19 protein-coding genes are annotated in these 23,420 nt (G+C 70.3%); 4 read left to right on the top strand and 15 right to left on the bottom strand.

Annotated elements, in window-relative coordinates:
* Window positions 1–38: 38 nt before the first annotated feature.
* The 13 genes from ABD830_RS30380 to pgsA form a co-directional block, all read right to left on the bottom strand.
* Window positions 39–1,181, bottom strand: coding sequence for a GNAT family N-acetyltransferase (locus tag ABD830_RS30380; protein ID WP_344994763.1), 1,143 nt, complete (start codon window positions 1,179–1,181; stop codon window positions 39–41).
* A gap of 11 nt (window positions 1,182–1,192) precedes the next feature.
* Window positions 1,193–2,887, bottom strand: coding sequence for a carbohydrate ABC transporter permease (locus tag ABD830_RS30375; RefSeq protein ID WP_344994761.1), 1,695 nt, complete (start codon window positions 2,885–2,887; stop codon window positions 1,193–1,195).
* Between the two features lie 148 nt (window positions 2,888–3,035).
* Window positions 3,036–3,785, bottom strand: a complete 750-nt coding sequence (locus ABD830_RS30370; protein ID WP_344994758.1) for a YebC/PmpR family DNA-binding transcriptional regulator — start codon at window positions 3,783–3,785, stop codon at window positions 3,036–3,038.
* A 3-nt stretch (window positions 3,786–3,788) separates the two neighbouring features.
* Window positions 3,789–4,367: a pyridoxal 5'-phosphate synthase glutaminase subunit PdxT gene (gene pdxT / locus ABD830_RS30365; protein WP_344994755.1), complete on the bottom strand. Its 579-nt coding sequence runs from the start codon at window positions 4,365–4,367 to the stop codon at window positions 3,789–3,791.
* 97 nt (window positions 4,368–4,464) lie between these two features.
* Window positions 4,465–5,523 carry an MFS transporter gene (locus ABD830_RS30360; RefSeq protein WP_344996013.1) on the bottom strand — a complete coding sequence of 353 codons (1,059 nt, stop codon included), beginning with the start codon at window positions 5,521–5,523 and terminating at the stop codon, window positions 4,465–4,467.
* Between the two features lie 159 nt (window positions 5,524–5,682).
* Window positions 5,683–6,111, bottom strand: coding sequence for a MarR family winged helix-turn-helix transcriptional regulator (locus ABD830_RS30355; protein WP_344994752.1), 429 nt, complete (start codon window positions 6,109–6,111; stop codon window positions 5,683–5,685).
* 82 nt (window positions 6,112–6,193) lie between these two features.
* Window positions 6,194–7,843: an alkaline phosphatase D family protein gene (locus ABD830_RS30350; RefSeq protein ID WP_344994749.1), complete on the bottom strand. Its 1,650-nt coding sequence runs from the start codon at window positions 7,841–7,843 to the stop codon at window positions 6,194–6,196.
* 263 nt (window positions 7,844–8,106) lie between these two features.
* The gene (pdxS, locus tag ABD830_RS30345; protein WP_344996011.1) at window positions 8,107–9,021 is read right to left on the bottom strand and encodes a pyridoxal 5'-phosphate synthase lyase subunit PdxS; all 915 of its coding nucleotides are present in this window, start codon (window positions 9,019–9,021) and stop codon (window positions 8,107–8,109) included.
* Window positions 9,022–9,170: 149 nt separating this feature from the next.
* Window positions 9,171–10,187, bottom strand: a complete 1,017-nt coding sequence (locus tag ABD830_RS30340) for a DUF3048 domain-containing protein (protein ID WP_344994746.1) — start codon at window positions 10,185–10,187, stop codon at window positions 9,171–9,173.
* 65 nt (window positions 10,188–10,252) lie between these two features.
* On the bottom strand, window positions 10,253–10,795 hold the full coding sequence (locus ABD830_RS30335) for a hypothetical protein (protein ID WP_344994743.1): 543 nt from the start codon (window positions 10,793–10,795) through the stop codon (window positions 10,253–10,255).
* 78 nt (window positions 10,796–10,873) lie between these two features.
* Window positions 10,874–12,004 (bottom strand): glycosyltransferase family 4 protein, encoded by a 1,131-nt coding sequence (locus ABD830_RS30330; protein WP_344994740.1) that lies wholly within the window; start codon window positions 12,002–12,004, stop codon window positions 10,874–10,876.
* Window positions 12,001–12,909, bottom strand: a complete 909-nt coding sequence (locus ABD830_RS30325; RefSeq protein ID WP_344994738.1) for a phosphatidylinositol mannoside acyltransferase — start codon at window positions 12,907–12,909, stop codon at window positions 12,001–12,003. The genes ABD830_RS30330 and ABD830_RS30325 overlap by 4 nt, the downstream gene beginning before the upstream one ends.
* Window positions 12,899–13,528: a phosphatidylinositol phosphate synthase gene (gene pgsA / locus ABD830_RS30320; RefSeq protein WP_344994735.1), complete on the bottom strand. Its 630-nt coding sequence runs from the start codon at window positions 13,526–13,528 to the stop codon at window positions 12,899–12,901. Before pgsA ends, ABD830_RS30325 begins: the two co-directional genes overlap by 11 nt.
* Before the next feature lie 353 nt (window positions 13,529–13,881).
* Between pgsA and ABD830_RS30315 the strand changes: the two genes are divergently transcribed.
* The 3 genes from ABD830_RS30315 to ABD830_RS30305 all read left to right on the top strand — a co-directional run bounded on the left by ABD830_RS30315 (window position 13,882) and on the right by ABD830_RS30305 (window position 19,970).
* Window positions 13,882–16,020, top strand: a complete 2,139-nt coding sequence (locus tag ABD830_RS30315; RefSeq protein WP_344994732.1) for an elongation factor G-like protein EF-G2 — start codon at window positions 13,882–13,884, stop codon at window positions 16,018–16,020.
* Between the two features lie 144 nt (window positions 16,021–16,164).
* Complete coding sequence (locus ABD830_RS30310) at window positions 16,165–17,727, top strand: glycoside hydrolase family 10-like protein (protein ID WP_344994729.1); 1,563 nt, start codon at window positions 16,165–16,167, stop codon at window positions 17,725–17,727.
* A 161-nt stretch (window positions 17,728–17,888) separates the two neighbouring features.
* The gene (locus ABD830_RS30305; RefSeq protein WP_344994726.1) at window positions 17,889–19,970 is read left to right on the top strand and encodes a hypothetical protein; all 2,082 of its coding nucleotides are present in this window, start codon (window positions 17,889–17,891) and stop codon (window positions 19,968–19,970) included.
* A gap of 45 nt (window positions 19,971–20,015) precedes the next feature.
* Here the strand turns inward: ABD830_RS30305 and ABD830_RS30300 are convergent, their stop codons facing one another.
* On the bottom strand, window positions 20,016–20,546 hold the full coding sequence (locus tag ABD830_RS30300) for an HIT family protein (RefSeq protein WP_344994723.1): 531 nt from the start codon (window positions 20,544–20,546) through the stop codon (window positions 20,016–20,018).
* Between the two features lie 71 nt (window positions 20,547–20,617).
* On the opposite strand from ABD830_RS30300, the gene ABD830_RS30295 reads away from it, so the two are divergent.
* Window positions 20,618–21,343, top strand: a complete 726-nt coding sequence (locus ABD830_RS30295; RefSeq protein ID WP_344994720.1) for a PIG-L deacetylase family protein — start codon at window positions 20,618–20,620, stop codon at window positions 21,341–21,343.
* Window positions 21,344–21,396: 53 nt separating this feature from the next.
* On the opposite strand, the gene thrS is transcribed toward ABD830_RS30295, so the two are convergent.
* Complete coding sequence (thrS, locus tag ABD830_RS30290; protein ID WP_378520838.1) at window positions 21,397–23,361, bottom strand: threonine--tRNA ligase; 1,965 nt, start codon at window positions 23,359–23,361, stop codon at window positions 21,397–21,399.
* Window positions 23,362–23,420: the final 59 nt, after the last annotated feature.

Here is a 23,420-nt window from a genome sequence, read left to right as displayed (position 1 = left end):
CCGCCGCGAACGGCCGCCGGGCTGATCAGCGCACGGGATCAGAAGTAGTCCAGCATGTACGGCTTGGCGGCGAAAGCCGTGTCGAGGGCCTCGTCGTACCGTTCGTCGCCGGACATGAGCCCGCACATCCGCAGCGTGGCCGTCGGAACTCCGGCGTACAGCGCCGAGAACCCGTTCACGCTGAGCACGACGCCGGGCTCGGAGACCTCGATGGCCGAGCCCGAGCCGCCCGCGAACTCCAGCCGCCATGTCCCCCCGCTCCCCAGCGGGTCCTCCACGGTGACCACGGCGTCGCAGGCCACGTACGCCGGATAGCCCCGGCGCACGACGGCGGCGGCCACGTCCAGCACCCTGAACATCCACCGGGCCTGCGTCACCTGCTCCTTGGACCGCTCCCGCAGCAGCCACAGCACCGGGTCGTCCGGCGCCACGGAGGCGACGACGTCGTGCGCGATCGAGGAGGCGCTGCCCACCATGGACCACAGGGCCCTGGCGGTCTCGCCGGAGCCTGCGACGAGATTGTCGACCGAGATGCCGTCGCCGCGCCAGCGGTAGACGGCGAAGCCGTCCTCGGCGAGGTAGAGGAAGTCGTCCTCGTTGCCGAGCCACAGGCTCCAGGTGGCCTCGTCCCAGGAGATGGGCCCGCTGGAGCGGGCCGCGGCGTGGACGCGGTGGAGCACGGAGACGACCTCGGCCGCGTCTCCCGGCCCCATCCTGCGCAGCTTGACCTGCCCGGACGGCCGGATCCCGCGCAGCGACTCGGCGGGGAGCGTCACGGTGTGCCGGGCTCCGGCGTGCTCGTAGCCGATCGAGCGGTAGACGGGCGTGGTCGCCGGGAAGAGGGCGGAGACGGCGTCGCCGAGCGCGGTGGCCCGTTCGACGACGGCCCGCATGAGCTGGGAGCCGAGGCCGCGGCCACGGTCCTCCGGGCTGATGGTGACCCCGGCGACGCCCGCCATCGGCTGGGGCTTGCCGTGCCACCACTGCGTGAAGCGGCGCAGCCGGGCGGCGCCGGTGAGCCTGGAGCCGTCGAACGCGCCCAGGTAGCGGCCCTCGCCGAGCGCCGGGAGCACCGCCTGGCGCCACCTGTCGCGGTCGCTCGCGGAGACCGGCCCGAACGAGCGCTTGCGCAGGTCGATGGCGTCGTCCAGGTCTTCAGGAGTCAGGTCGCGGATTTCCACGAGGACCAAACCTATGCGGCGGGGGTACGCGGCCGCGAACCTTTTGTCGTGATGACGAGCCTGTCGAGGTAGAGCAGCTGAGCGGCCACGACGGCGATCAGCGCGAGGGCGACGACGGTCAGCGGCGTGGCGGCGCCGATGTCGGGACCGGCGGTGGAGAAGCCGCTCAGCTGCACCAGTTGCGCGACCGGCGAGGTGTACAGGGCCGGCTTCTGGGCCACGAGCAGCGGCCAGAGGAGGTCCTGAGCGTTCACCAGGGCGACGGCTCCGGCGAGGATGGCCGCCATGGGGAGCGACGGAAGGAAGACTCCGCTGAAGAAGTCCTTGTCGGTGCGCTCCGCCAGCCCCTTGCAGAGCAGGGTGAGCACCAGCAGGGCGGGGACGCTGACCAGGAGCAGCGGGAAGAGGGCCGGGAAGGAGTCGATGAGGCCCATGTTGCGGACGTTCTGCCAGTTCGCGACGCCCAGCGGGCCCGGGCCGACGAACAGCCACGGCGCGAACGCCAGCAGCAGCCACTCGCTCCCCCGCCCGAGCGGCCGCAGGCCGCCGATGCCGAGCGCGGCCAGATAGGCGACGCCGACCGAGACGATCGCCCCGGCGACCGCGGGCACCCAGGTGTTCACCTGGGCACGGAAGGCTCCCGCCGGGCTGTCGGGCGAGGCGAGCACGCCGTCGATCCACGGCCAGGCGCACACGAGGGCGACGGCCACGAAGACGACCAGCGCCGCCACCCCGACGGCCACGCCGACGGGGCCGGACCCGCGCTCGGCGGCCGCCTCTCCGTCGCCTTCCGCTGCCGCCGGCGTGACGCGCGGCGTCAGCGTGATGCTCAGCCGGGAGACCGCCACGATGACGACCGCGACGATGCCCAGCACGCCGAGGATCACCCCTGTGAGGGTCGCAACGGACGCGCCAGGGCCGAACTCGGCCATCCTGAAGGCGTGGTCGTACTCGAGGCCCGCGAGCGTCTCTGTGGAGCGCTCAGGGCCGCCCCGGGTGAGCACGAGCCCCATCGAGAACGCCTGGAGTCCGACGGCGACCATGGTGATCGCGAGGAGTGTCCCCACGACCAGCATCCCGGACACCACGCCACCACCGCGCGAACCGGGGGCACCCGGAACGGTCCCGCCGGACGGAACGGCGGCGGATGCGACGGACCCGGCACGCAGGGCAGGCAGGAACGCCATGACCGCCAGCGCGCACACCACCCCGAACGTGGCCGCGGCGACGATCAGACGGAGCGCTCCAGGGGCGGTCGCCGGCTCACGCAGCCCCTGGGCCAGGCCGGCCAGGCCCGAGGCCTGCGGCAGCAGCCCGCGCATCCACGCCGCCGCCACCCCCACCGGCGAGAACGTGACGACGGCCAGCGACAGCACGACCCGCCCGGCCCGCCGCGGCCACGCCCCCGCCCGGTCGAGCGCGAACGCCAGCAGCGGCGCCACCACCACGGCCACCAGCAACGGCACCACGGCCAGCGACAACGTGAACCACAGCGCCCGCCAGACCTCTCCCGCCCTCGCCAGCTCGTGGTAGTTGTCGACCCCCACGAAGTGGCTCTCCGTCAGGACGCCGCCGCTCTGGAGGCTGAGCCAGATCGTCTGGACGGTCGGCAGCACGAGCGTGATGAGGGTGCCGAACAGCGCAGGCACGGCCAGCAGCCAGCCGAGCGCTCGAGAGGGTGCCTGGGTAGGGGTGGGGGAAGTCACGTCGCCCGACCCTACGCTGCCCCGCCGCGTTCGCGCATCCGAAGAGCGCTCGGGTCCCGGCCGGGGCTCCTCCCGGCCGGGTCGCGAAGCCGTGTACGCAAGAGCAAGGGCCCGGCGACGAGCCGGGCCCTTGACCAGATCGGCCGCGCTAGTCCAGCGCCGCCAGCACCTCGTCCGGGACGTCGAAGTTGGCGAAGACGTTCTGCACGTCGTCGCTGTCCTCCAGCGCGTCGATGAGGCGGAACACCTTCTTGGCCCCCTCCTCGTCCAGCGGCACGCTCATCGTCGGCAGGAAGCTCGACTCCGCGGAGTCGTAGTCGATCCCCGCCTCCTGCAGCGCCTTGCGCACCGGCACCAGGTCACCGGCCTCGCAGACGACCTCGAAGGAGTCGCCGATGTCGTTGACCTCCTCGGCGCCCGCGTCGAGCACGGCCATCAGCACGGTGTCCTCGTCGAGCCCGTCCTTGGGCACGATCACGACGCCCTTGCGGTTGAACATGTAGGAGACCGAGCCCGGGTCGGCCAGCGAGCCGCCGTTGCGGGTCAGCGCCACGCGCACCTCGGAGGCGGCGCGGTTGCGGTTGTCGGTGAGGCACTCGATGAGCACCGCGACTCCGCCGGGCGCGTAGCCCTCGTACATGATCGTCTGCCAGTCCGCGCCGCCGGCCTCGAGGCCGCCGCCTCGCTTGCGGGCCCGCTCGATGTTGTCGTTGGGCACGGAGTTCTTCTTCGCCTTGAAGATGGCGTCGAAGAGGGTGGGGTTGGCGTCCGGGTCAGGGCCACCGGTCCGTGCCGCCACCTCGATGTTCTTGATGAGCTTCGCGAACAGCTTGCCCCGCTTGGCGTCGAGTGCGGCCTTCTTGTGCTTCGTCGTCGCCCATTTGGAGTGGCCGGACATTACCTAGAGCTCCCTCACCATGTCTACGAAGTAACGGTGCACGCGCGTGTCCCCCGTCAGCTCAGGATGGAACGACGTCGCGAGCAGCGGCCCTTGACGGACCGCGACGATCCTATCCCCAGGCTCGCACCGGCCCAGCACTTCGACGTCGTCGCCGAGGGATTCGACCCAGGGCGCGCGGATGAACACGGCGTGCACCCGCTCCCCCGCGAAGTCCAGATCGGACTCGAACGAGTCGACCTGGCGGCCGAACGCGTTGCGCCTGACCACCATGTCGATGCCGCCGATGGTCTGCTGGCCGGCGATGCCGTCCTCGATCCTGTCGGCCAGCATGATCATGCCGGCGCAGGAGCCGTAGGCGGGCATGCCTTCCTTGACCCGCATCCGCAGCGGCTCGAGCATGTCGAACGTCTCGGCGAGCTTCCACATGGTGGTGGACTCCCCGCCGGGGATGACCAGCCCGTCGACCGCGTCCAGCTCGGCCGGCCGGCGCACGGCGGTCGCCGAGGCGCCTGCCTCCTGAAGCATGCGCACATGCTCGCGCACGTCTCCCTGGAGAGCGAGTACACCGATCGTGGGCACAGTCGATCCTTCCGTCTGGGTGCGGGTTCAGACAATTCAACACCAGGATGGCCTGGGATCTTCCTACTGGGCCGTCTTGAGGCTACTGGCGCGCCGGTCAGTACGTCGGAACCGGCGCGGCGTCGTGCATCGTGTGGTCGTCGTCCACCCGGGACAGCGCGCGCAGGTGGTGGCGCCTGACGTACAGGATGGCCATGCCGACGAGGCAGCAGAGGGCGCCGAGCGCGTACGGGACGGCGACGCCGATCTCCTCGCCCAGTTCGGTGGCGATGAACGGGGCCAGCGCGCCGCCCATCCAGCGCACGAAGTTGTAGCCGGCGGAGGCGACGGGCCTGGGCGCGTCGGAGACCTCCATGGCCGCCTCGGTGAAGACGGTGTTGTTGAGGCCGATGGGGATGCCGGACAGGACGGTGAACACGATGATCCCGGCGTGTCCGGACAGGGCGATGCCGATCTGGAACACGGCGAGCAGCGCCAGCGCCAGGTGGAGCACGTTCACCGAGCCGATCTTGCGTTGCAGCGGCGGCGCGGCGAACACCGAGGACAGCGCCACGCAGACGCCCCAGCCGAAGAAGACGGCGCCGATGCCGTAGGGGGACATGTGCAGAATGAACGGGGTGAAGGCCAGCACCGTGAAGAACGCGAAGTTGTAGAAGAGCGCGGTGAAGGCGGTGGTGGACAGGCCGCCGTGGGCGAGCGCCCTGATGGGGGCGGTGAGGCCGGTCCTGGCCGCCGGCCTGGGCGGCGCCTTGAGCAGGGTGACGATCAGTACGAGGCCGACGGCCATGAGGGTGGCGGTGCCGAAGAACGGGGCCCGCCAGTTCCAGTCGCCGAGCAGGGCGCCCACGAGAGGGCCGGCGGAGATGCCCAGGCCGAGCGCGGCCTCGTACAGGATGATCGCCGACTCCGCGCCGCCGCTGGCCGCGCCCACGATGACCGCCAGCGCGGTGGCCACGAACAGCGCGTTGCCGAGGCCCCAGCCGGCGCGGAAGCCGACGAGTTCGGCGACGCTGGTGGAAGTGCCGGCGAGCGCGGCGAACACGATCACCAGCGTCAGCCCGGCCAGCAGCGTCCGCTTGCCGCCGATGCGGCTGGAGACCCAGCCGGTGATCAGCATGGCCACCGCCGTCACCAGGAAGTAGCTGGTGAACAGCAGCGAGACCTGGCTGGGCGTGGCGTTCAGGCCTTGGGCGATGGAGGGGAGGATGGGGGTCGACGAGACCGATGCCCATGAAGGCCACGACCGCCGCGAACGCGGTGGCCCAGACGGACATGGGCTGGCGAAGGATTCCGCCGCCGGATTGCATGGTGCTCCTTACCGGGGGTTGCTGCCGAGCTTGGCCAGGACCGGCAGCGCCGCCGCGAGCGTGGCGCGCTCGTCGTCGGTGAGGGCGGCCAGCCCCTGGCTGAGATGGGCGATCCTGGCCCGCCGCACGGCGAGCAGCCGGTCGCGGCCCTCGCCGGTCAGCTCGACCGTCCTGACGCGCGCGTCGGCCGGGTCGGAGCCGCGTGCCACCAGACCGGCGTCCTCCAGCCGGTTGATCTGCACGGTCATGGTGGGGAGCTGGACGGCGTGCTCCTCGGCCAGCTCGGTCATGCGGCGCGGGCCGTGTTCGAGCGAGCCGAGCACGGCGTACTGCTGGCTGGTGACGGGCTGGCCGGCGACGGTGCGCCGGAGCAGGAGGACCAGGTGGCGCAGCACCGTGGAGACCTGCTCGGCCAGGCGGGTGGGATCGTCCCTCATGCTTGGCCAAACTAACTTAGCCTGGCTAATATTCCCACCGGAGAAAGGGCGGCACCCCGTGGGGATGCCGCCCTCCGCGGAGTTACGGGCGCTCGGTCTCCCAGCGGACCGTGTCCTCCACCGTCATGTCCTGCGCGGCGCGCAGCGACGGGTCCATCGGCCGCAGGTACGTCTGCTGCACCCCGGGCACCCGGTCCTCCACGACGAACGTGGCCCGCGTGTAGACCTCGGCCCCGGTCTCCTGCACCCGCGGCACCACCCTGAAGTCCGCCGTCATCTGCTCGCGCTCGATCTTGGTCAGCACGTAGCCGCGCTGGTTGTTGTAGAACTTCAGATGCGGGTTGATCTTCAGGTACGGATGCGTGGCCGGGTCCGAATCGGCGCCGTCGCCGCCGGTCGAGATCGAGGTGGCCACCAGCTCGGACCCCACCGAGGGCCCGGTCGGGTCGTCGTAGTCCAGCTTGAGGTCGCTGGCCCAGTGCGCGTGCACGTCGCCGGTCAGCACGACCGCGTTGCGCACCTTGGCGTCCACCCAGCCCTGCGTGATGCGCTGACGGGAGGCCACGTAGCCGTCCCAGGCGTCCATGCTGGTGACCTTGGCGGGCCCGGCGTTGTTGTCACGCTGGGCGAAGAACACCTGCTGGCCGATGATGTCCCACTGCGCCCGCGACTTGTGGAAGCCGTCCACCAGCCACGACTCCTGCTCCGCCCCCGTGATCGAGCGCTCCGGGTCCACGGCGGCCGGGCAGTCGCGGTAGCCGTCGCCGCAGCCCTGGTCGTCGCGGTACTGGCGGGTGTCGAGCATGTGGAACGTGGCCAGCCGCCCCCACCGGATGCGCCGGTAGAGCTGCATGTCGATGCCCCGCGGGATGGAGGTGCGGCGCAGCGGCATGTTCTCGTAGTAGGCCCGGAAGGCGGCCTCGCGCCTGGCCAGGAAGTTCGGCTGGGGGACCTCGGGCTTCTCGGGGATCTCGTCGGCCCAGTTGTTGTCGACCTCGTGGTCGTCCCACACCACCAGCCACGGCGCGGCGGCGTGCGCGGCCTGGAGGTCGGGGTCGGCCTTGTACTGGGCGTGGCGCTGGCGGTAGTTCGCCAGGGTCTCCGTCTCGGGACCCTCGTGGTCGCGGACGTTTCCGCCGGGGATGGTGTAGGTGTCCTTGGTGTACTCGTACTGGTAGTCGCCCAGGTGCAGGACGAGGTCCGGGTGGTCCTCGGCCAGCCTGCGGTACGAGGTGAAGTAGCCGTGCTCGTACTGGGCGCACGAGACGAACGCCATGGCCAGCGGGCCCCCGTACGAGAGCGGGTGCGGGGCGGTGCGGGCGCGCCCGACCGGCGAGACGTACCTGCCGACGCGGAAGCGGTACCAGTAGTCGCGGTCGGAGCTCAGCCGGTCGACCTCGACGTGCACGCTGTGGCCCCACTCGGGAGTGGCCACGCTGACGCCCGAGCGGACGACGCGGCGGCAGTGCTCGTCGGCGTAGACCTGCCACTGCACCGTGAACGGCCGCTGCGGCATGCCGCCGAACCCGTCCTCGGCCAGCGGCTGCTGGGCGAGCCTGGTCCACAGCACGAAGCCCTCGTGGTCGGGGTCCCCGGAGGCGACGCCCAGCGTGAACGGGTCGGTGGTCAGGTCGCGGGAGGCGGCGGCGTACGCGGCGGTGGCGGGGACGGTCGCGGCCGCGCCTGCGGCTAACCCCGTGACGAGGAAGTGCCGGCGGTTCAGCTTGGACATGGTGCTCCTGTGACGCTCGAGGGTGAGGGGGACGCCGGGTAGCTTTACTGAGGATCATGACTACGGGGTGAACATCACACAACACGAAAAAGGCGACATCCTTCGTGGATGTCGCCTTTTTCGGCAATTTTCACCGTCGCGTCGTGGTGCACCCTGCCTGCCGTATGACAGGCACCACTACCCTGCGGCGAGCCGCGGAACGCGTCCCACCACGTGTGATCATGTCACGGAGAAAGGTCAGGTGACCTGCAACGACGCGCCGACTACCAGCCGCGCTCGGCCAGACGGTGCGGCTGCGGGATCTCGTCGACGTTGATGCCGACCATGGCCTCGCCCAGGCCGCGCGAGACCTTGGCGATGACGTCGGGGTCGTCGTAGAACGTGGTGGCCTTGACGATGGCCGCGGCGCGCTTGGCCGGGTCGCCCGACTTGAAGATGCCCGAGCCCACGAACACGCCCTCGGCGCCGAGCTGCATCATCATCGCGGCGTCGGCCGGGGTGGCGATGCCGCCCGCGGTGAACAGCACGACCGGCAGCTTGCCGGTCTTGGCGACCTCGGCGACCAGCTCGTACGGGGCCTGCAGCTCCTTGGCGGCGACGTACAGCTCGTCTTCGGGCAGCGAGGTGAGGCGCTTGATCTCGGCGCGGATCGTGCGCATGTGGGTGACGGCGTTGGAGACGTCGCCGGTGCCGGCCTCGCCCTTGGAGCGGATCATCGCCGCGCCCTCGGTGATGCGGCGCATGGCCTCGCCCAGGTTGGTGGCCCCGCACACGAACGGCACGGTGAACTGCCACTTGTCGATGTGGTTGGCGTAGTCGGCCGGGGTCAGCACCTCCGACTCGTCCACGTAGTCGACGCCGAGCGCCTGCAGCACCTTGGCCTCGACGAAGTGGCCGATGCGGGCCTTGGCCATCACGGGGATCGACACGGCGCTGATGATGCCGTCGATCATGTCGGGGTCGCTCATCCTGGACACGCCGCCCTGGGCACGGATGTCGGCGGGCACGCGCTCGAGGGCCATCACGGCGACCGCGCCGGCGTCCTCAGCGATTTTGGCCTGCTCGGGGGTGACGACGTCCATGATGACGCCGCCCTTGAGCATCTCGGCCATGCCGCGCTTGACACGGGCGGTTCCGGTGACGGGGGTGCTTTCAGGCGTGCTGGTGGACACGGTCATCCTCACGGCTCTCACGGCTGGTCGGTAAGTTATCAACCCCATGGTAGGTCCTGATGGACCCCTCCCCCGACATGCCAAGATGTCAGGATTTATCGCCGTACTTAGACACATCGGCGACCAAGAATCACCGCTGCCGAAGGAGCTCGACCTTAGGGGATGACGGGCTTGCGGCTGGCCAGCGCGATCCACACCTGGCCCGGCGCGAAGTTCATCGGCTCGCCGCTCTCCGTGGTGAACGTCGTGCCGACGTCCTCCGATTCCCGCTCCCAGTTCGCGTTGTACGCCTTGCCGTCGCGCAGCACGATCGCCTTGCCCTTGCCCGTGGTGTGCACGAGCGGCGTGTAGCTCTGGTTCTTGTCGTGGAACTCCGAGCGCTCGGTCTTGGTGTACTGCACGACGATCGTGGGCGCGCTCAGCTGGCCGCCCTCCGCCGCCATGTCCTTCTTGCCGTCCTGCCAGATCAGCCACTGCTGCTTGGCCTCCGACCAGGCGAAGGTGAAGCGCGCCGCGGGCCACTTGACCGTGTACGACTTCTTGTCCACGCCGCCCTCGGCGGGAGCGTCGCCGAAGGTGAGGCCGATGTCCTTGGCCTTGCTCGCCTTGGGCGCCTTGGACAGGAGATCCTTGGTGTTGGCGAACAGGTTGTAGGGGGCGAAGCGGCCGGGCTGGCGGAAGAACGCGCCCGGATTGCGCGTGTCACCCACGTCGAACAGCGACGCCTTGGCCACGAACGGCAGCATCTTGGTCTGCACGCCCGAGTAGGCGAAGGCCGGCTTGCCGAACTGCGGCGTGATGTGCAGGTCGGAGATGCGGGCGCTGCGGACGGGGCCCACCTTGGGGGGCAGCTTGGAGGAGAAGATCGCCATGAGCCGGGTCAGGCCCGCCTCGACCTGCTCGATGTAGACGAGGTCCGCGCTCTTGAGCCCGAGCTGCGGCTTGCCCGCCGCGGTGTTCTCGATCTTCACCGCGAGCACCGGCTTCAGCGCGTCGTACGGCTTGCCGGTGAACGGATGCCCCTTGGCCTCCTCCGTGGGCTCCTCGCTGGGTGCCGCCGTGGCCGCCTGGGGCGCCTTCCCCGGAGCGGGCTCGTCCGAGGAGCAGGCCGCCACGGGCAGCAGCACGGACGCGCCCGCCAGTGTGACCGTGATCAACCGGGATAGCCGCACGTCAAACACACTCCTCGCTTCAGCCCAGAAAACGGGATGAAGCTTACTGGCTTCCTCAAATCAGGTCATTCAGTTGCCATAGTCGCCGGCGGATTGTCATCAATCTCGAAGAATCGCGGATATTCCGTATGCCCCGCCAGGCGCAGGGTTCTGGCAAGCCAGCGCCGCTGAGCGGTACGGGTGACCGCCACGGCGTTGTTGTAGAAACGGCGCGAGTAGACCACCTTGGCCACGGCGGCGTCGAGCTCCTCCAGCAGGTCGCCGCCGCCCGGCGATTCCGAGAGCTTCTCCCTGAACCGCTCCTGGTCCACGGCGGCGCGCAGGGCACGCGACAGGTCGCTCTCGGCGTGCTCACGCTCCTCGGGCCCGGCCGTCCTCGCCTCGTGCGCCGCGGCGGCCAGCACCAGGGACGTGGCGGGGTCGAGCAGGCGCGACCCGGCCAGCTCCAGCACCACCGCCCTGCGCCGCATCAGCGCGGCGTCCAGCGACTCCTGGGCCAGCTCGAGCCGGATGTGCAGGCGGTCGAGCCGGCCCGCCCGCCAGGAGATGTAGACGGCCGTGAGCACCACGACGATGCCCACGATCAGCACGATCATGGTCGAGGTCAACGGTCACCCTCCGCGTGCCGACAAGCCCGCCCCAGAATCACAGGTCACCCTCCACACGCCCGGAAGCGCGCCGCAGCGTCACAGGTCCTCCTCCACGCGTCCGGCGCCACCCGTGGTGACGGTCTCGTAGACGCGTACGACGTCGCGTGCCACCGTCGACCAGTCGTACTTCCGCACCGCCACCAGCGCCTCGGCGGCCAGCTTGGCGCGGCGCTCCGGCGCGTCGAGCAGCGCCGCGGCCTCGCGCGCCAGCGAGGCCGCGTCGCCGTTGGCGAACAGCGCCCCCGCCTGCCCGTCGCCGAGCACCTTGCGGAAGGCCGGGATGTCGCTGGCCAGCACCGTCGCCCCGGACGCCATGGCCTCGGCCAGCACGATGCCGAAGCTCTCGCCCCGCGTGTTGGGTGCGCAGAAGACGTCGACCGAGTGGTACGCGCGGATCTTGTCGGCCTCGCTCACCATGCCCAGCACGGTCACCCGGTCGTGGAACTGCTTTGGCACCCGCTCGTACACGTCCTTGGCGTCGCCCGGCCCGGCGATCAGCAGCTTCACCCCGGGCCGCTCGGCCGCCAGCGTCCTGAACGCGTCGAGCAGGATCGGCAGGCCCTTGCGCTCCTCGTCCATCCGGCCCAGGAAGCCGATCGTGGTGCCGTCGGGCCCCCAGCCGTCGAGCGGCTCTGCCTCGGTGTAGCGGGAGACGGTGACGCCGTTCGGGATCAGCACGGCGTCGCCGCCGAACTGCTCGACCAGGCTCTTGCGGGCCGCGTCGGAGACCGCGATGCGGCCCATCAGCTTCTCCAGCGCGCTGCGCAGCAGCGGCTCGGCCACCGCGATGGCCCGCGAGCGCGTGAACGACGCGTGGAACGTGGCCACGATCGGCCCCCTGGCCGCCCAGCAGGCCAGCACGCCCAGGCTCGGGATCAGCGGCTCATGGATGTGCAGCACGTCGAACTCCCCCGTGCGCACCCACCGCCGCACCCGCGCGGCCGACAGGAAGCCGAACGACATCCTGGCCACCGACCCGTTGTACGGCACCGGCACCGCCCGGCCCGCGCCCGTCACGTAGGCGGGCAGCTCGTCGTCGTCGGCCGCCGGCGCGATCACCGAGACGTCGTGCTCCTGCGCCATCAGAGCCTGGGCCAGGTCGTCGATGTGCTGTTTGACCCCGCCCGGCATGTCCCACGAATAGGGGCAGACGATGCCGATTCTCATCGCGGGAGGTCCTCCAGCCACAGCCGCTGCAACATGTGCCAGTCCTCCGGATGCTCGGAGATGCCCTTCTCGAAGACGTCGGCCAGCGCCTGCGCCACCGCCGCGACCTTCTCCTTCCTGGTGCCCTCGGCGGGCACCGGGATCTCCTCGTGGATGTGGATGCCCCAGTCGTCGCCCACGTTGTAGAGGATGGCGGGCAGCAGCGCGGCCCCCGTCTGCACGGCCAGCAGCGGCGGCCCCGCGGGCACCTTGGTGGCCGCGCCGAAGAAGCGCACTTCGACACCGCTCTTGGTCAGGTCGCGCTCGGCGGGCAGGCACACCACGCCGCCCCTGCGCACCCGGATGGCCAGCGTGGCGAAGTTGTGCCCGTCGCCGCCGGTGAGCGGCAGCACCTCCATGCCGAGCCCCTCGCGGAAGGCCACGTACCGGCGGAACAGCGACTCCGGCTTGAGCCGCTCGGCCACGGTCGCGAACGGGTGGCCGACGCCCACCAGCCACGCGCCCGCCTGGTCCCAGTTGCCCATGTGCGGCAGCGCGAGCACCACGCCCCTGCCGGCCGCCACGGTGGTGTGGACGTGCTCGGCGCCGATGACGTGGCTGCGGCGCACGATCTCCTCGACATCCATCGACGGCAGCCGGAAGATCTCGTGGAAGTAGCGGAAGTACGAGCGCATGCCCGCCCTGCTGAGCTCGCGCAGCTCACGGCTGCCCACGTCGAGCCCGGTCACCCTGGCCAGGTTGGACTCCAGCCGGCTCACGGACCTGCCCCGCCTGCGCCAGATCCGGTCGGCCAGGAAGCGGAAGACCGCGGCCGTGGGCCGCTCGGGCAGCAGCGGCACGAGCTTCCAGCCGGCCGCGAAGCCCGCGGCCACGACGCGGTCGGCGAAAGACGCGTTATCGCTCATCTCTCCTCGTCTGCTGGTAGACCGCCACCACACGCTGCGCCACGGTGATCACGCTGGCCGCCGCGAGCAGCCACATGCCCACAGGCAGGATGTACGGAACGCCGAGCCCGGAGAAACAGGCCGCGACGAGCGCCACGACCAGCCGCTCCGGCCGCTCGGCCAGCCCCACGTCGGCCGTCAGCCCGAGCCCCTCCGCCCTGGCCTTGGCGTACGAGACGAGGGCGCCCGCGATCAGGCACACCAGCGTCACCGCGGCCATCAGCGTGTCATGCCGGGAGATGAAGTAGAGGATCAGCCCGGCGAAGATGGCCGCGTCGGCCACCCGGTCGAGCGTGGAGTCGAGGAACGCCCCCCAGGTGGTGCCGCCCTTCCCGCCGAGCCTCGCCACCACTCCGTCGAGCAGGTCGAACAGCACGAAAACGGTGATCACGAGGGCGCCCCAGGTCAGCTGTCCCAGGGGGAAGAAGAGCAGGGCCGACACCACCGTGCCGAGGGTGCCGATCGCCGTGACGGCGTTCGGGCCGATCCCGCGGCCGACGAGGGCCCTGCCCAGCGGGGTGAGTATCCGGGTCATGGCCGGGCGCAGGAGTTTGAGCATCGCCGTCCGATCGTAGGCCATGGAACGCCTGACAACTTTCTTTGCCCCGCCCCCCTTGTGATATCCGCCACACGGGTATTTGGTGAACACACCGCGTCCATGCGGTTTCTGTCACCTTCCGCGCGGGTGCGGTCACGGGATCGTCGCCTGCACTGAGGAGCGGAGAAGCGTAGCGACCAGCGTTGAGGGAAGTCGACGGGTCCCGGCGTCGGAGCCAAGCCTCACCCAGATGAGGCCGTGACAAGGCGAGGGAGCGCCGCCGCCTGGACTGAGGAGCGTCGGGAGCGAAGCGACCGGAGCGACGAGGGAAGGCGGCGGCTCCACAGCGACCGAGCCGGCCTCACGGAGTGAGGCCAATGAACAAGGAGGCCGAAGTGGCAGAACGGAACCCAGGCGCCGTGGGAGCCGCGGGCAGGGCACCCGCGGCCGACAGGGCGGAAGCGATACGCAATGTCGTACTGGTCGGCCACTCAGGAGCGGGTAAGACGACCCTCGTCGAGCAGCTGCTGACCGCGACGGGCACCATCCAGCGCCCGGGACGCGTGGAGGACGGCAACACGGTCAGCGACTTCGACGAGGTCGAGGTGCGGCAGCAGCGGTCGGTGAACCTCTCCGTGGCGCCGCTGGTCCACAACGGCATCAAGGTCAACCTGATCGACACCCCGGGATACGCCGACTTCGTGGGCGACCTGCGCGCCGGACTGCGCGCGGCGGACGCCGCCCTGTTCGTGGTGTCGGCCGCGGAGGGTATCGACGGGCTGACGCAGATGCTGTGGGAGGAGTGCGCCCAGGTCGGCATGCCGCGGGCGGTCGTGATCACCAAGATCGACCACCAGCGGGCCGACTTCGACGAGGTGCTCACCACCTGCCAGGACGTTTTCGGCGACGGCGTCGCGCCGCTCTACCTCCCGGTGATCACCAATGGCAACGTCAACGGGCTGATCGGGCTGCTGTCCGAGAAGTTCTACAACTACGCCACGGGCACGCGTACGGAGAAGGAGCCCGGCGCGGACTACGCGGCGCAGATCGAGGAGCGCCGCGGCGAGCTGATCGAGGGGATCATCCAGGAGAGCGAGGACGAATCGCTCATGGAGCGGTACCTCGGCGGCGAGCACCTCGACACCAAGGTCCTCGTGGCCGACCTGGAGAAGGCCGTCGCGCGCGGCAGCTTCTACCCGGTGCTGTGCAGCGGGCTCGGCGTCGGCGCCGAGGAGCTGCTGGAGATCGTGACGCAGGGCTTCCCGTCGCCTCTCGAACATCCCATGCCCGAGATCACCGACCTGTCCGGCAAGCCGGTCAAGTACATCACGTGCGACGCGGACGGCCCGCTCGTGGCCGAGGTCGTCAAGACCACCAGCGACCCGTACGTGGGCCGCATCAGCCTCGTACGCGTCTTCTCCGGCACGCTGCGCCCCGACATGACCGTGCACGTGTCCGGCCACGGCCTGGCCGACCGCGGGCACGAGGACCACGACGTGGACGAGCGCATCGGCACGCTGACCAGCCCGCTGGGCAAGCAGCAGCGCCCGGCGGCCAAGGGCGTCGCGGGCGACATCGTGGCGGTGGCCAAGCTGTCGCGGGCCGAGACCGGGGACACGCTGTCCGACGCCGACCACCCGCTGCTGATGACCTCGTGGGCCATGCCCGACCCGCTGCTGCCGGTGGCGATCAGGGCCAGGTCGAAGGCCGACGAGGACAAGCTCGCGCAGGCCCTCGGCAGACTGGTGGCCGAGGACCCGACGCTGCGCCTGGAGAACAACGCCGAGACCAAGCAGCTCGTGCTCTGGTGCATGGGCGAGGCGCACACCGACGTGCTGCTCGACCGCCTGGCCAAGCGCTACGGCGTCGAGGTGGAGCGGGTCGAGCTGCGGGTGCCGCTGCGCGAGACGTTCGGCGGCAAATGCCAGGCGATGGGCCGCAACGTCAAGCAGACCGGCGGCCACGGCCAGTACGCGATCTGCCATCTCGAGGTCGAGCCGCTGCCGTCGGGCGCCGGGTTCGAGTTCGTGGACAAGATCGTCGGTGGCGTGGTGCCGCGGCAGTTCATCCCGTCGGTGGAGAAGGGCGTGCGGGCCCAGATGGAGCGGGGCGTCGTGGCCGGCTACCCGATGGTGGACGTGCGCGTCACCCTGTACGACGGCAAGGCCCACTCGGTCGACTCGTCCGACATGGCCTTCCAGATCGCCGGCCAGCTCGCGCTCAAGGAGGCGGCGTCGAAGGTGCCGACACTGCTGCTGGAGCCGGTGGACGAGCTGTCGGTGCTGGTGGCCGACGACTACGTGGGGTCGGTGATGTCCGACCTGTCGTCGCGGCGCGGCCGGGTGCTCGGCACCGAGCCCGTCGGCACCGGGCGCACGCTGGTCAAGGCGGAGGTACCCGAGCTGGAGATCACGCGGTACGCCATCGACCTGCGATCCATGTCACACGGCACGGGGACGTTCCAGCGGACGTTCCTGCGCTACGAGCCGCTGCCGCCCAACCTCGCGAGCAAGCTGGCATCCGCCGGGGAGTAGGGCCTGGAGCGAGGCTGTGAGGAGCCGGGAGGGGACATTGCTCCCTCCCGGCCCAGCCCAGCTCTTTTGTCACAGTAATATCACGAGTCGATTTCGATTTTCCGTCCCGAGCATCCCGGAGCAGCTGCCACACTGGGTGGCATTATGCGAACTGGACGCCCACTTCTGGCCGCTGCTGCCCTCGCGGTCGTCACCACCGCCGCCGCATATGTCTTCGGCCCCGGAGCCGGGGAGAGCCCAGCAGCGAGCAAGAAGAAGACGGCCGTCGCCGCCGCCCCGGTCGCGGCCTGCAAGGCCGACGCCCGCTATCCCAAGCGCCAGCTGCGCGGGTTGTGGATCGCCACGACCACCAACCTCGACTGGCCCTCCAAGCCCGGGCTCTCGCCCGACCGGCAGCGGGCCGAGTACGTCAAGATCCTGGACGCCGCGGCCAAGCGCAACTTCAACGCGGTCTTCGTCCAGGTACGACCCGCCTCCGACGCGGTCTACAAGTCGTCGCTGGAGCCGTGGACGCAGTACCTGACGGGCAAGGCGGGCAAGGACCCGGGGTGGGATCCGCTGCCGTTCCTCATCGACGAGGCGCACAAGCGGGGCATGGAGTTCCACGCCTGGTTCAACCCGTACCGCGCCTCCTACGGCGACGACCCCGCCAAGCTGCCCGCCAACCACCCGGCGCGCCGGCATCCGGACTGGACGGTCAAGTACGGCGGCCGCCTCTACTACAACCCGGGCCTGCCCGCCGTCCGCGACCACGTGACCAAGGTCATCACCGACGTGGTGTCCCGGTACGACGTGGACGGGGTGCACTTCGACGACTACTTCTACCCGTACCCGGAGCCGGGGCAGACGTTCGACGACTCGGCGGCGTTCGCGAAGTACGCCGACGGCAAGAAGCTGGCCGCCTGGCGGCGCGAGAACGTCAACAAGCTCGTCGCCCAGGCGGACAAGGCCGTCCACGCCACCAAGGACTACGTCAAGTTCGGCATCAGCCCCTTCGGGATCTGGCGCAACAAGTCGAACGATCCGACCGGCTCCGACACTTCGGGCATGTCCGCGTACGACTCGATTTATGCGGACGCGCGCGCCTGGATCAAGGCGGGCACCGTCGACTACGTGCTGCCCCAGCTCTACTGGCCGCGCGGCCACAAGCTGGCCGACTACGACACGCTGGTCTCCTGGTGGTCCAAGGAGGTCAAGGACACGGACGTGCAGCTGTACATCGGCGAGGGGCTCTACCGGGTCGGCGCCAAGGACGACCGGGCCTGGACGAAGCCGGGCGAGCTGGCCGCCGAAGTGGGCTCGAACCGGGAGCACAAGCAGGTCAAGGGCGACGTCTACTTCAGCGCCGCCAACCTGCTCGCGAACCCTCTGGGCGCGATCGACCGCGTCGCCAAGACCTACTACGCCCGTCCCGCCCTGCTGCCCCTGATCGAGGACCGCGGCGGCGACGCCCCGGCCCCGCCCGCCGGGGTGAAGGCCTCCGGCTCCCAGCTGTCGTGGACGCCTTCCCAGGGGGCCCGGGCGTACGCGGTGTACCAGGTGCCGAAGTCCGGCAAGGACTGCCACAGCACGGACGCCCGCAACCTGGTGGCCATCGTCACCAGCCCGTCGTTCACGGCCAAGTCGGAGGGCACCTACCTGATCACGGCGCTTGACCGGCTCCAGCACGAGAGCAAGGGGGTCAAGGCGAAGGTGGAGGCCGTCTGACCTCGTGACGGCGCCCCCGGCACGTACACCCGCACCCGTCACCCCAGGGAAACGGTGCACGTGATACATGCGGCGCATGAGAGGGTAGGCGGGTCTGGTGGCGCCGGAACATGACCTTGCTCAACCGTGCCACGCAACATCGATCGCGGGAGGTCATCGGGGTGAGGCGCGCGCTAGTCGTACTGGCCGTGCTGATCGGCCAGATACTGGCCGGTCAAGGGCTGTTCACCGGACCGGCCCAAGCAGCCGGACAGGAGACCGCCGGACGGGTGGCGCTCATCGGCGTGTCCGGGCTGCACTGGAACGACCTCACCCAGGCCGACACCCCCAACCTGTGGGAGCTGGCCAGGTCGAGCGCGATCGGCTCGCTGTCCATCCGCACCGTCGGCAGTGTGACCTGCCCCTACGACGGATGGCTGACCGTGTCGGCGGGCACCAGGTCGGCGGCCGGATACTGGTGCGGCGCGCCCCCCACGCCCGAGCAGCAGGGCGCGGGCGCGGTCATCCCCGACTACCGCTACCTCACCGACGTGGCGGGGCAGCGCAACGCCGGCACCCTGGGCGAGTCGCTGAAGGCGGCCGGGCAGTGCTCGATCGCGATCGGTCCCGGCGCCGCTCTGGCGCTGGCCGACCGTGAGGGCGCGGTCCAGCGGTACCACCCGTCCCCGCTGCAGGTCGGCACCGCGGACCTCCAGCAGTGCCGGATGATCGCCATGGACGTGGACGACCTGGTGCTCCCCTACCTGACCGGCGGGAAGCTGCCCAAGGTGCCCGACGCGCTCAGCCCCGCCGAGCGCCGCGACGCGCTGCGGATGGCCGACGCCAAGGCGGGCGCGCTGCTGTCGGTCCTGCCCGCCGACACGACGGTGCTGCTGGCGGGCCTGGCTGACACCGGCTCCGTGCCCCACCTGCGGGTGGCCGCGCTGCGCGAGCCCGGCGCGCAGGGGCATCTCCTGGGCGCGGCCTCCACGCACCGCGAGGACATCTCGATCCTGCCCGACCTGACCGCCACCGTGCTGACCAAGCTCGGCGTGCCGGTCCCGAGCACCGTGATCGGCGTGCCGCTGCAGGTGGGCGGCCCCGGCGCGACGTTCCAGCAGCTCCAGCGGGCCGACGCCACCGCGCAGGCCATCCGCTCGATCAAGGGCATCTACTTCACGGCCGTGGCGGTGCTCCAGGTGCTGTTCTACCTGGTCGCGTTCCTGCTGCTGCGCCGCCGCAAGGGCCTGGCACCGGTACGTTTCGCGGCCGTCGCCCTGGCCTCCCTGCCCGTCTCCAGCTACCTGGTCAACCTGCTGCCCTGGTCGAGCCTGCCGCAGCTGATCGCCGGGGTGCTCGGATGGGCCGCGGTCGTCACCGGGGTGGCGTTCGCGGGGCCGTGGCGGCGCAGACCGCTCGGCCCGCTGGCGGTGGTGGCCGGGCTCACCGCGCTGACGCTGGCGGGCGATCTGCTGACCGGTACGACGTTGCAGCTCAACAGCGTGATGGGCTACAGCGCCGACGTCGGGGCCCGCTACTACGGGCTGGGTAACATCCCGTTCGCGCTCCTGGCCACCGGCACCCTCCTCGCCACCACGGTCATCGCGCACCGGTGGCCCGGCAAGGTGGGGCTGGCCGCGATCGTGGTCCTGGGGGCGTTCGCGATGGTCCTCGGCGGGTCCGGGATGGGGAGCGACTTCGGCGGTGTGATCGCGTTCGTGCCGGGCATCGCGGTGACCGCGCTGATCCTGGCGGGCAAGCGGGTCTCGCTGGTGAAGCTGGGCGCGTTCCTGGTGGCCGGCGGGGTGATCGTGATGACGTTCGCCTGGCTCAACTACCTGAAGCCGGCGGACGAGCAGACGCACCTGGGCAGGTTCGTGGGGCAGGTGCTGACCGGCGAGGCGTTCGACGTCATCCTGCGCAAGCTGCAGGCCATGCTGGCCACCCTGCTCAGCCCCAACCTGATGCCCATCGTGATCGCCGCCGCCGCGTTCCTCGTGTACGCGATCATGCGGCCCGAGCAGGCGTCCGCCGGGGTGGTGCCGGCCGCGTTCGAGCACTCCCCCGCGCTGCGTGCCGGGCTGATCGGCACGCTGGTCAGCGGAGTGGTGGGCATGCTCGTCAACGACTCGGGCGCGGCCGTGCTCTCCATGGCGCTGGCGCTGGCCGTACCGCTCCTGCTGGCCACCGGCATCGGGGCCCTGCGGCGCGACCGCGAGCCCGTCGCCGGATCCGTCTCGGACTTAACTCCCGCGACGAAGTGACGCCGCCCCGCGGGTGGCGCCACCGGAGCGTGGCGGGCCGGAGGGTCAGTCCCAGGCGTCGGCGAGCAGTTGGCGGGTGTCGCGGAGCAGCTGCGGCAGGACCTTGGTCTGGGCGACGACCGGCATGAAGTTCGTGTCGCCGCCCCACCTGGGCACCACGTGCTGGTGCAGGTGCGCGGCGATGCCCGCCCCGGCGACGTGGCCGAGGTTCATGCCGACGTTGAAGCCCTGCGCCCCGCTGGCCTTGCGCAGCGCGCGCAGCGACTTCTGCGTGAACTCGCCCAGCTCCACCAGCTCGGCCGCCACCAGCTCGTCGTAGTCGGACACGTGCCGGTAGGGGACCACCATCAGGTGGCCGGAGTTGTACGGGTAGAGGTTGAGCACGGCGTAGACCGTCTCACCCCTGGCGACGATCAGGCCGTCCTCGTCGCTCATCTTGGGGATCGCGTCGAACGGGCAGCCGTCCTCGGGGCCGTTGCCCGTCGGTTTGTTCTCGCCCTTGATGTAGGCCATGCGATGCGGGGTCCACAGACGCTGGAAGTTGTCGGGGGCCCCGGCCCCTGCCTGATCGTGCATAACTAGCAGCATAGGACCACGGGCGAACAGGGGCCTCTTCCGGCGGGCGGGCGGCCCTTAGGGTGAGGGCCATGACGGATCAGCTCTCCCCCATGCCTACCGACTGGCAGCGCGCACTGGCCATCGTCGCGCACCCCGACGACCTCGAGTACGGCTGCGCGGCGGCCGTGGCCTCCTGGACCGACGAGGGTCGTGAGGTCGCGTACGTGATCGTCACCAGGGGCGAGGCCGGCATCGACACGCTCTCCCCCGCCGAGGCCGGGCCGCTGCGCGAGAGGGAGGAGCGGGCCAGCGCGGCCGTCGTCGGAGTGACGAGCGTGGAGTTCCTCGACCATCCCGACGGAGTCATCGAATACGGCACCGCGCTCAGGAAGGACATCGCCGCCGCCATCCGCAGGCACCGGCCCGAGCTGTTGATCACCCTGAACCCGGACGACACGTGGGGCGGCGGAACGTACTGGAACACGCCGGACCACCGAGCCGTCGGCAGGGCCGTGCTGGACGCCGCCGGAGACGCGGGTAATAGGTGGATATTTCCGGACACGGAGGCCGAGCCCTGGAACGGCGTCCGCTGGGTCGCCGTCGCGGGCGCCGACTCCCCCACCCACGCCGTCGACGTCACCGACGGCCTGGAGCGCGGCGTGCGCTCGCTCATGGAGCACCGCGCCTACATCGAGGCGCTCACCGATGAGGACCCCGAGACGTACGCCCGCGACCTGATCGAGGGCTTCGCCCGCCGGCAGGCCGAGCGCTTCGGCGGCCGCCCCGCCATTACCTTCCGCCTGTTCACCCGCTGATCTCATGAGAACGGCGGAGCCGGTGGCCGGCTCCGCCGTTCTTCAGTGACAGGTCAGACCTGGACCCGACGCTCCACAGCGCTGACAATCTCGGCGATGGCCTCGTCGATCGCGACGCCGTTCTTCTGCTCCCCGCTCCGGTAACGGAACGACACGGCGCCGTTGGCGATGTCCTCGTCGCCGGCCAGCAGCATGTACGGGACCTTGGCCTTCTGCGCGTTGCGGATCTTCTTCTGCATCCGGTCGTCGGAGGCGTCCACCTCGATCCGGATCCCGCGCTCCCGCAGCTTCTTGGCCACGTCCTGCAGGTACGGGATGTGCGCGTCGGCGATCGGGATGGCCGTCACCTGCACCGGCGCGAGCCAGGCCGGGAAGGCGCCCGCGTAGTGCTCGGTGAGCACGCCGAGGAACCGCTCGACCGAGCCGAACAGCGCCCGGTGGATCATGACCGGGGTCTGTCGGCTGCCGTCCGCCGCCTGGTATTCCAGCCCGAAGCGCTTGGGCTGGTTGAGGTCGAGCTGGATGGTGGACAGCTGCCACGTGCGGCCGATCGCGTCCTTGGCCTGCACGGAGATCTTCGGCCCGTAGAACGCCGCGCCGCCCGGGTCGTCGACCAGCTCCAGCCCCGACTCGGTGGCCACCTGGTGCAGCGCCTGGGTGGCCTCCTCCCACTCGGCCGGGTCGCCGATGAACTTGTCGGAGTCGTCGCGGGTGGACAGCTCGAGGTAGAAGTCCTCCAGGCCGAAGTCACGCAGCACGCTGAGCACGAACCTCAGCAGCGACTTGATCTCATCGGCCATCTGCTCCCTGGTGGTGTAGATGTGCGCGTCGTCCTGCGTCATGCCGCGCACCCGGGTGAGCCCATGCACCACACCGGACTTCTCGTACCGGTAGACCGAGCCGAACTCGCACAGCCGCAGCGGCAGCTCGCGGTAGGACCGCCCGCGCGCCCTGAAGATCAGGTTGTGCATCGGGCAGTTCATCGGCTTGACGCGGTATTCGATGCCCTCCAGCTCGAAGGCCGGGAACATGTCGTCGGCGTACCAGGGCAGGTGCCCCGAGGTCTCGAACAGCGACGACTTGGTGATGTGCGGCGTGTTGACGAACTCGTAGCCCGCCTCCGCCTGCCGCCGGCGCATGTAGTCTTCCATCTCCTTGCGGATGATCCCGCCCTTGGGATGGAAGATCGGCAGGCCGCTGCCCAGCTCCGGCGGGAAGCTGAACAGGTCGAGCTCCGCGCCCAGCTTGCGGTGGTCGCGCTTCTCGGCCTCCTCCAGCAGCTTGAGGTATTCGTCCTGCTTGTCGCGGGACTCCCAGGCGGTGCCGTAGATGCGCTGGAGCTGCGGGTTCTTCTCGCTGCCGCGCCAGTAGGCGCCGCCCGAGCGCATGAGCTTGAACGCCGGGATCGACCTGGTGGACGGCACGTGCGGGCCGCGGCACAGGTCCTTCCACTGCAGCTCGCCGCTCTTGGGGTCGAGGTTGTCGTAGATGGTGAGCTGCCCGGCCCCCACCTCGACCGACTCTTCGTCGGCGGCGCCGCCCTTGAGCCCGATCAACTCCAGCTTGTACGGCTCAGCCGCCAGCTCCTCGCGCGCCTCGTCGTCGGACACGGGCCGGCGGGAGAACAGCTGCCCCTGCTTGACGATCTCCCGCATCCGCTTCTCGATGCGCTTGAGATCGTCCGGGTGGAACGCCTGGGCGACGTCGAAGTCGTAGTAGAACCCGTTGTCCACGGGCGGCCCGATGCCCAGCTTGGCCTCGGGGAACAGCTCCTGCACCGCCTGCGCCATGACGTGGGCGGTGGAGTGGCGGACGATCGCCCGGCCTTCCTCGCTGGAGATGTCGATCGGCTCGACCACGTCACCCTCGGACAGCGGGTGGGCCAGGTCGCGCGCCTCACCGTTGACCCTGGCCGCGATGACCGTGCGGCCGTCGGCTTCGAGTGCCTCGCCGGCCGTCGTGCCGGCCGCCACCACACGCTCGGCTCCGGCGAGGGTGATGTGTAGCTCGGCTGACACGGTGACTCCCTTTGATCGCGCCCCGGCGCTCGACACCGGAGCTGCTTCGATGGTGAACA

Source organism: Nonomuraea helvata (assembly GCF_039535785.1).
GTDB classification, from domain to species: domain Bacteria; phylum Actinomycetota; class Actinomycetes; order Streptosporangiales; family Streptosporangiaceae; genus Nonomuraea; species Nonomuraea helvata.
The sequence above is the reverse complement of the archived record's forward strand: the minus strand, read 5'-3'. Positions and strand labels throughout refer to the sequence as shown.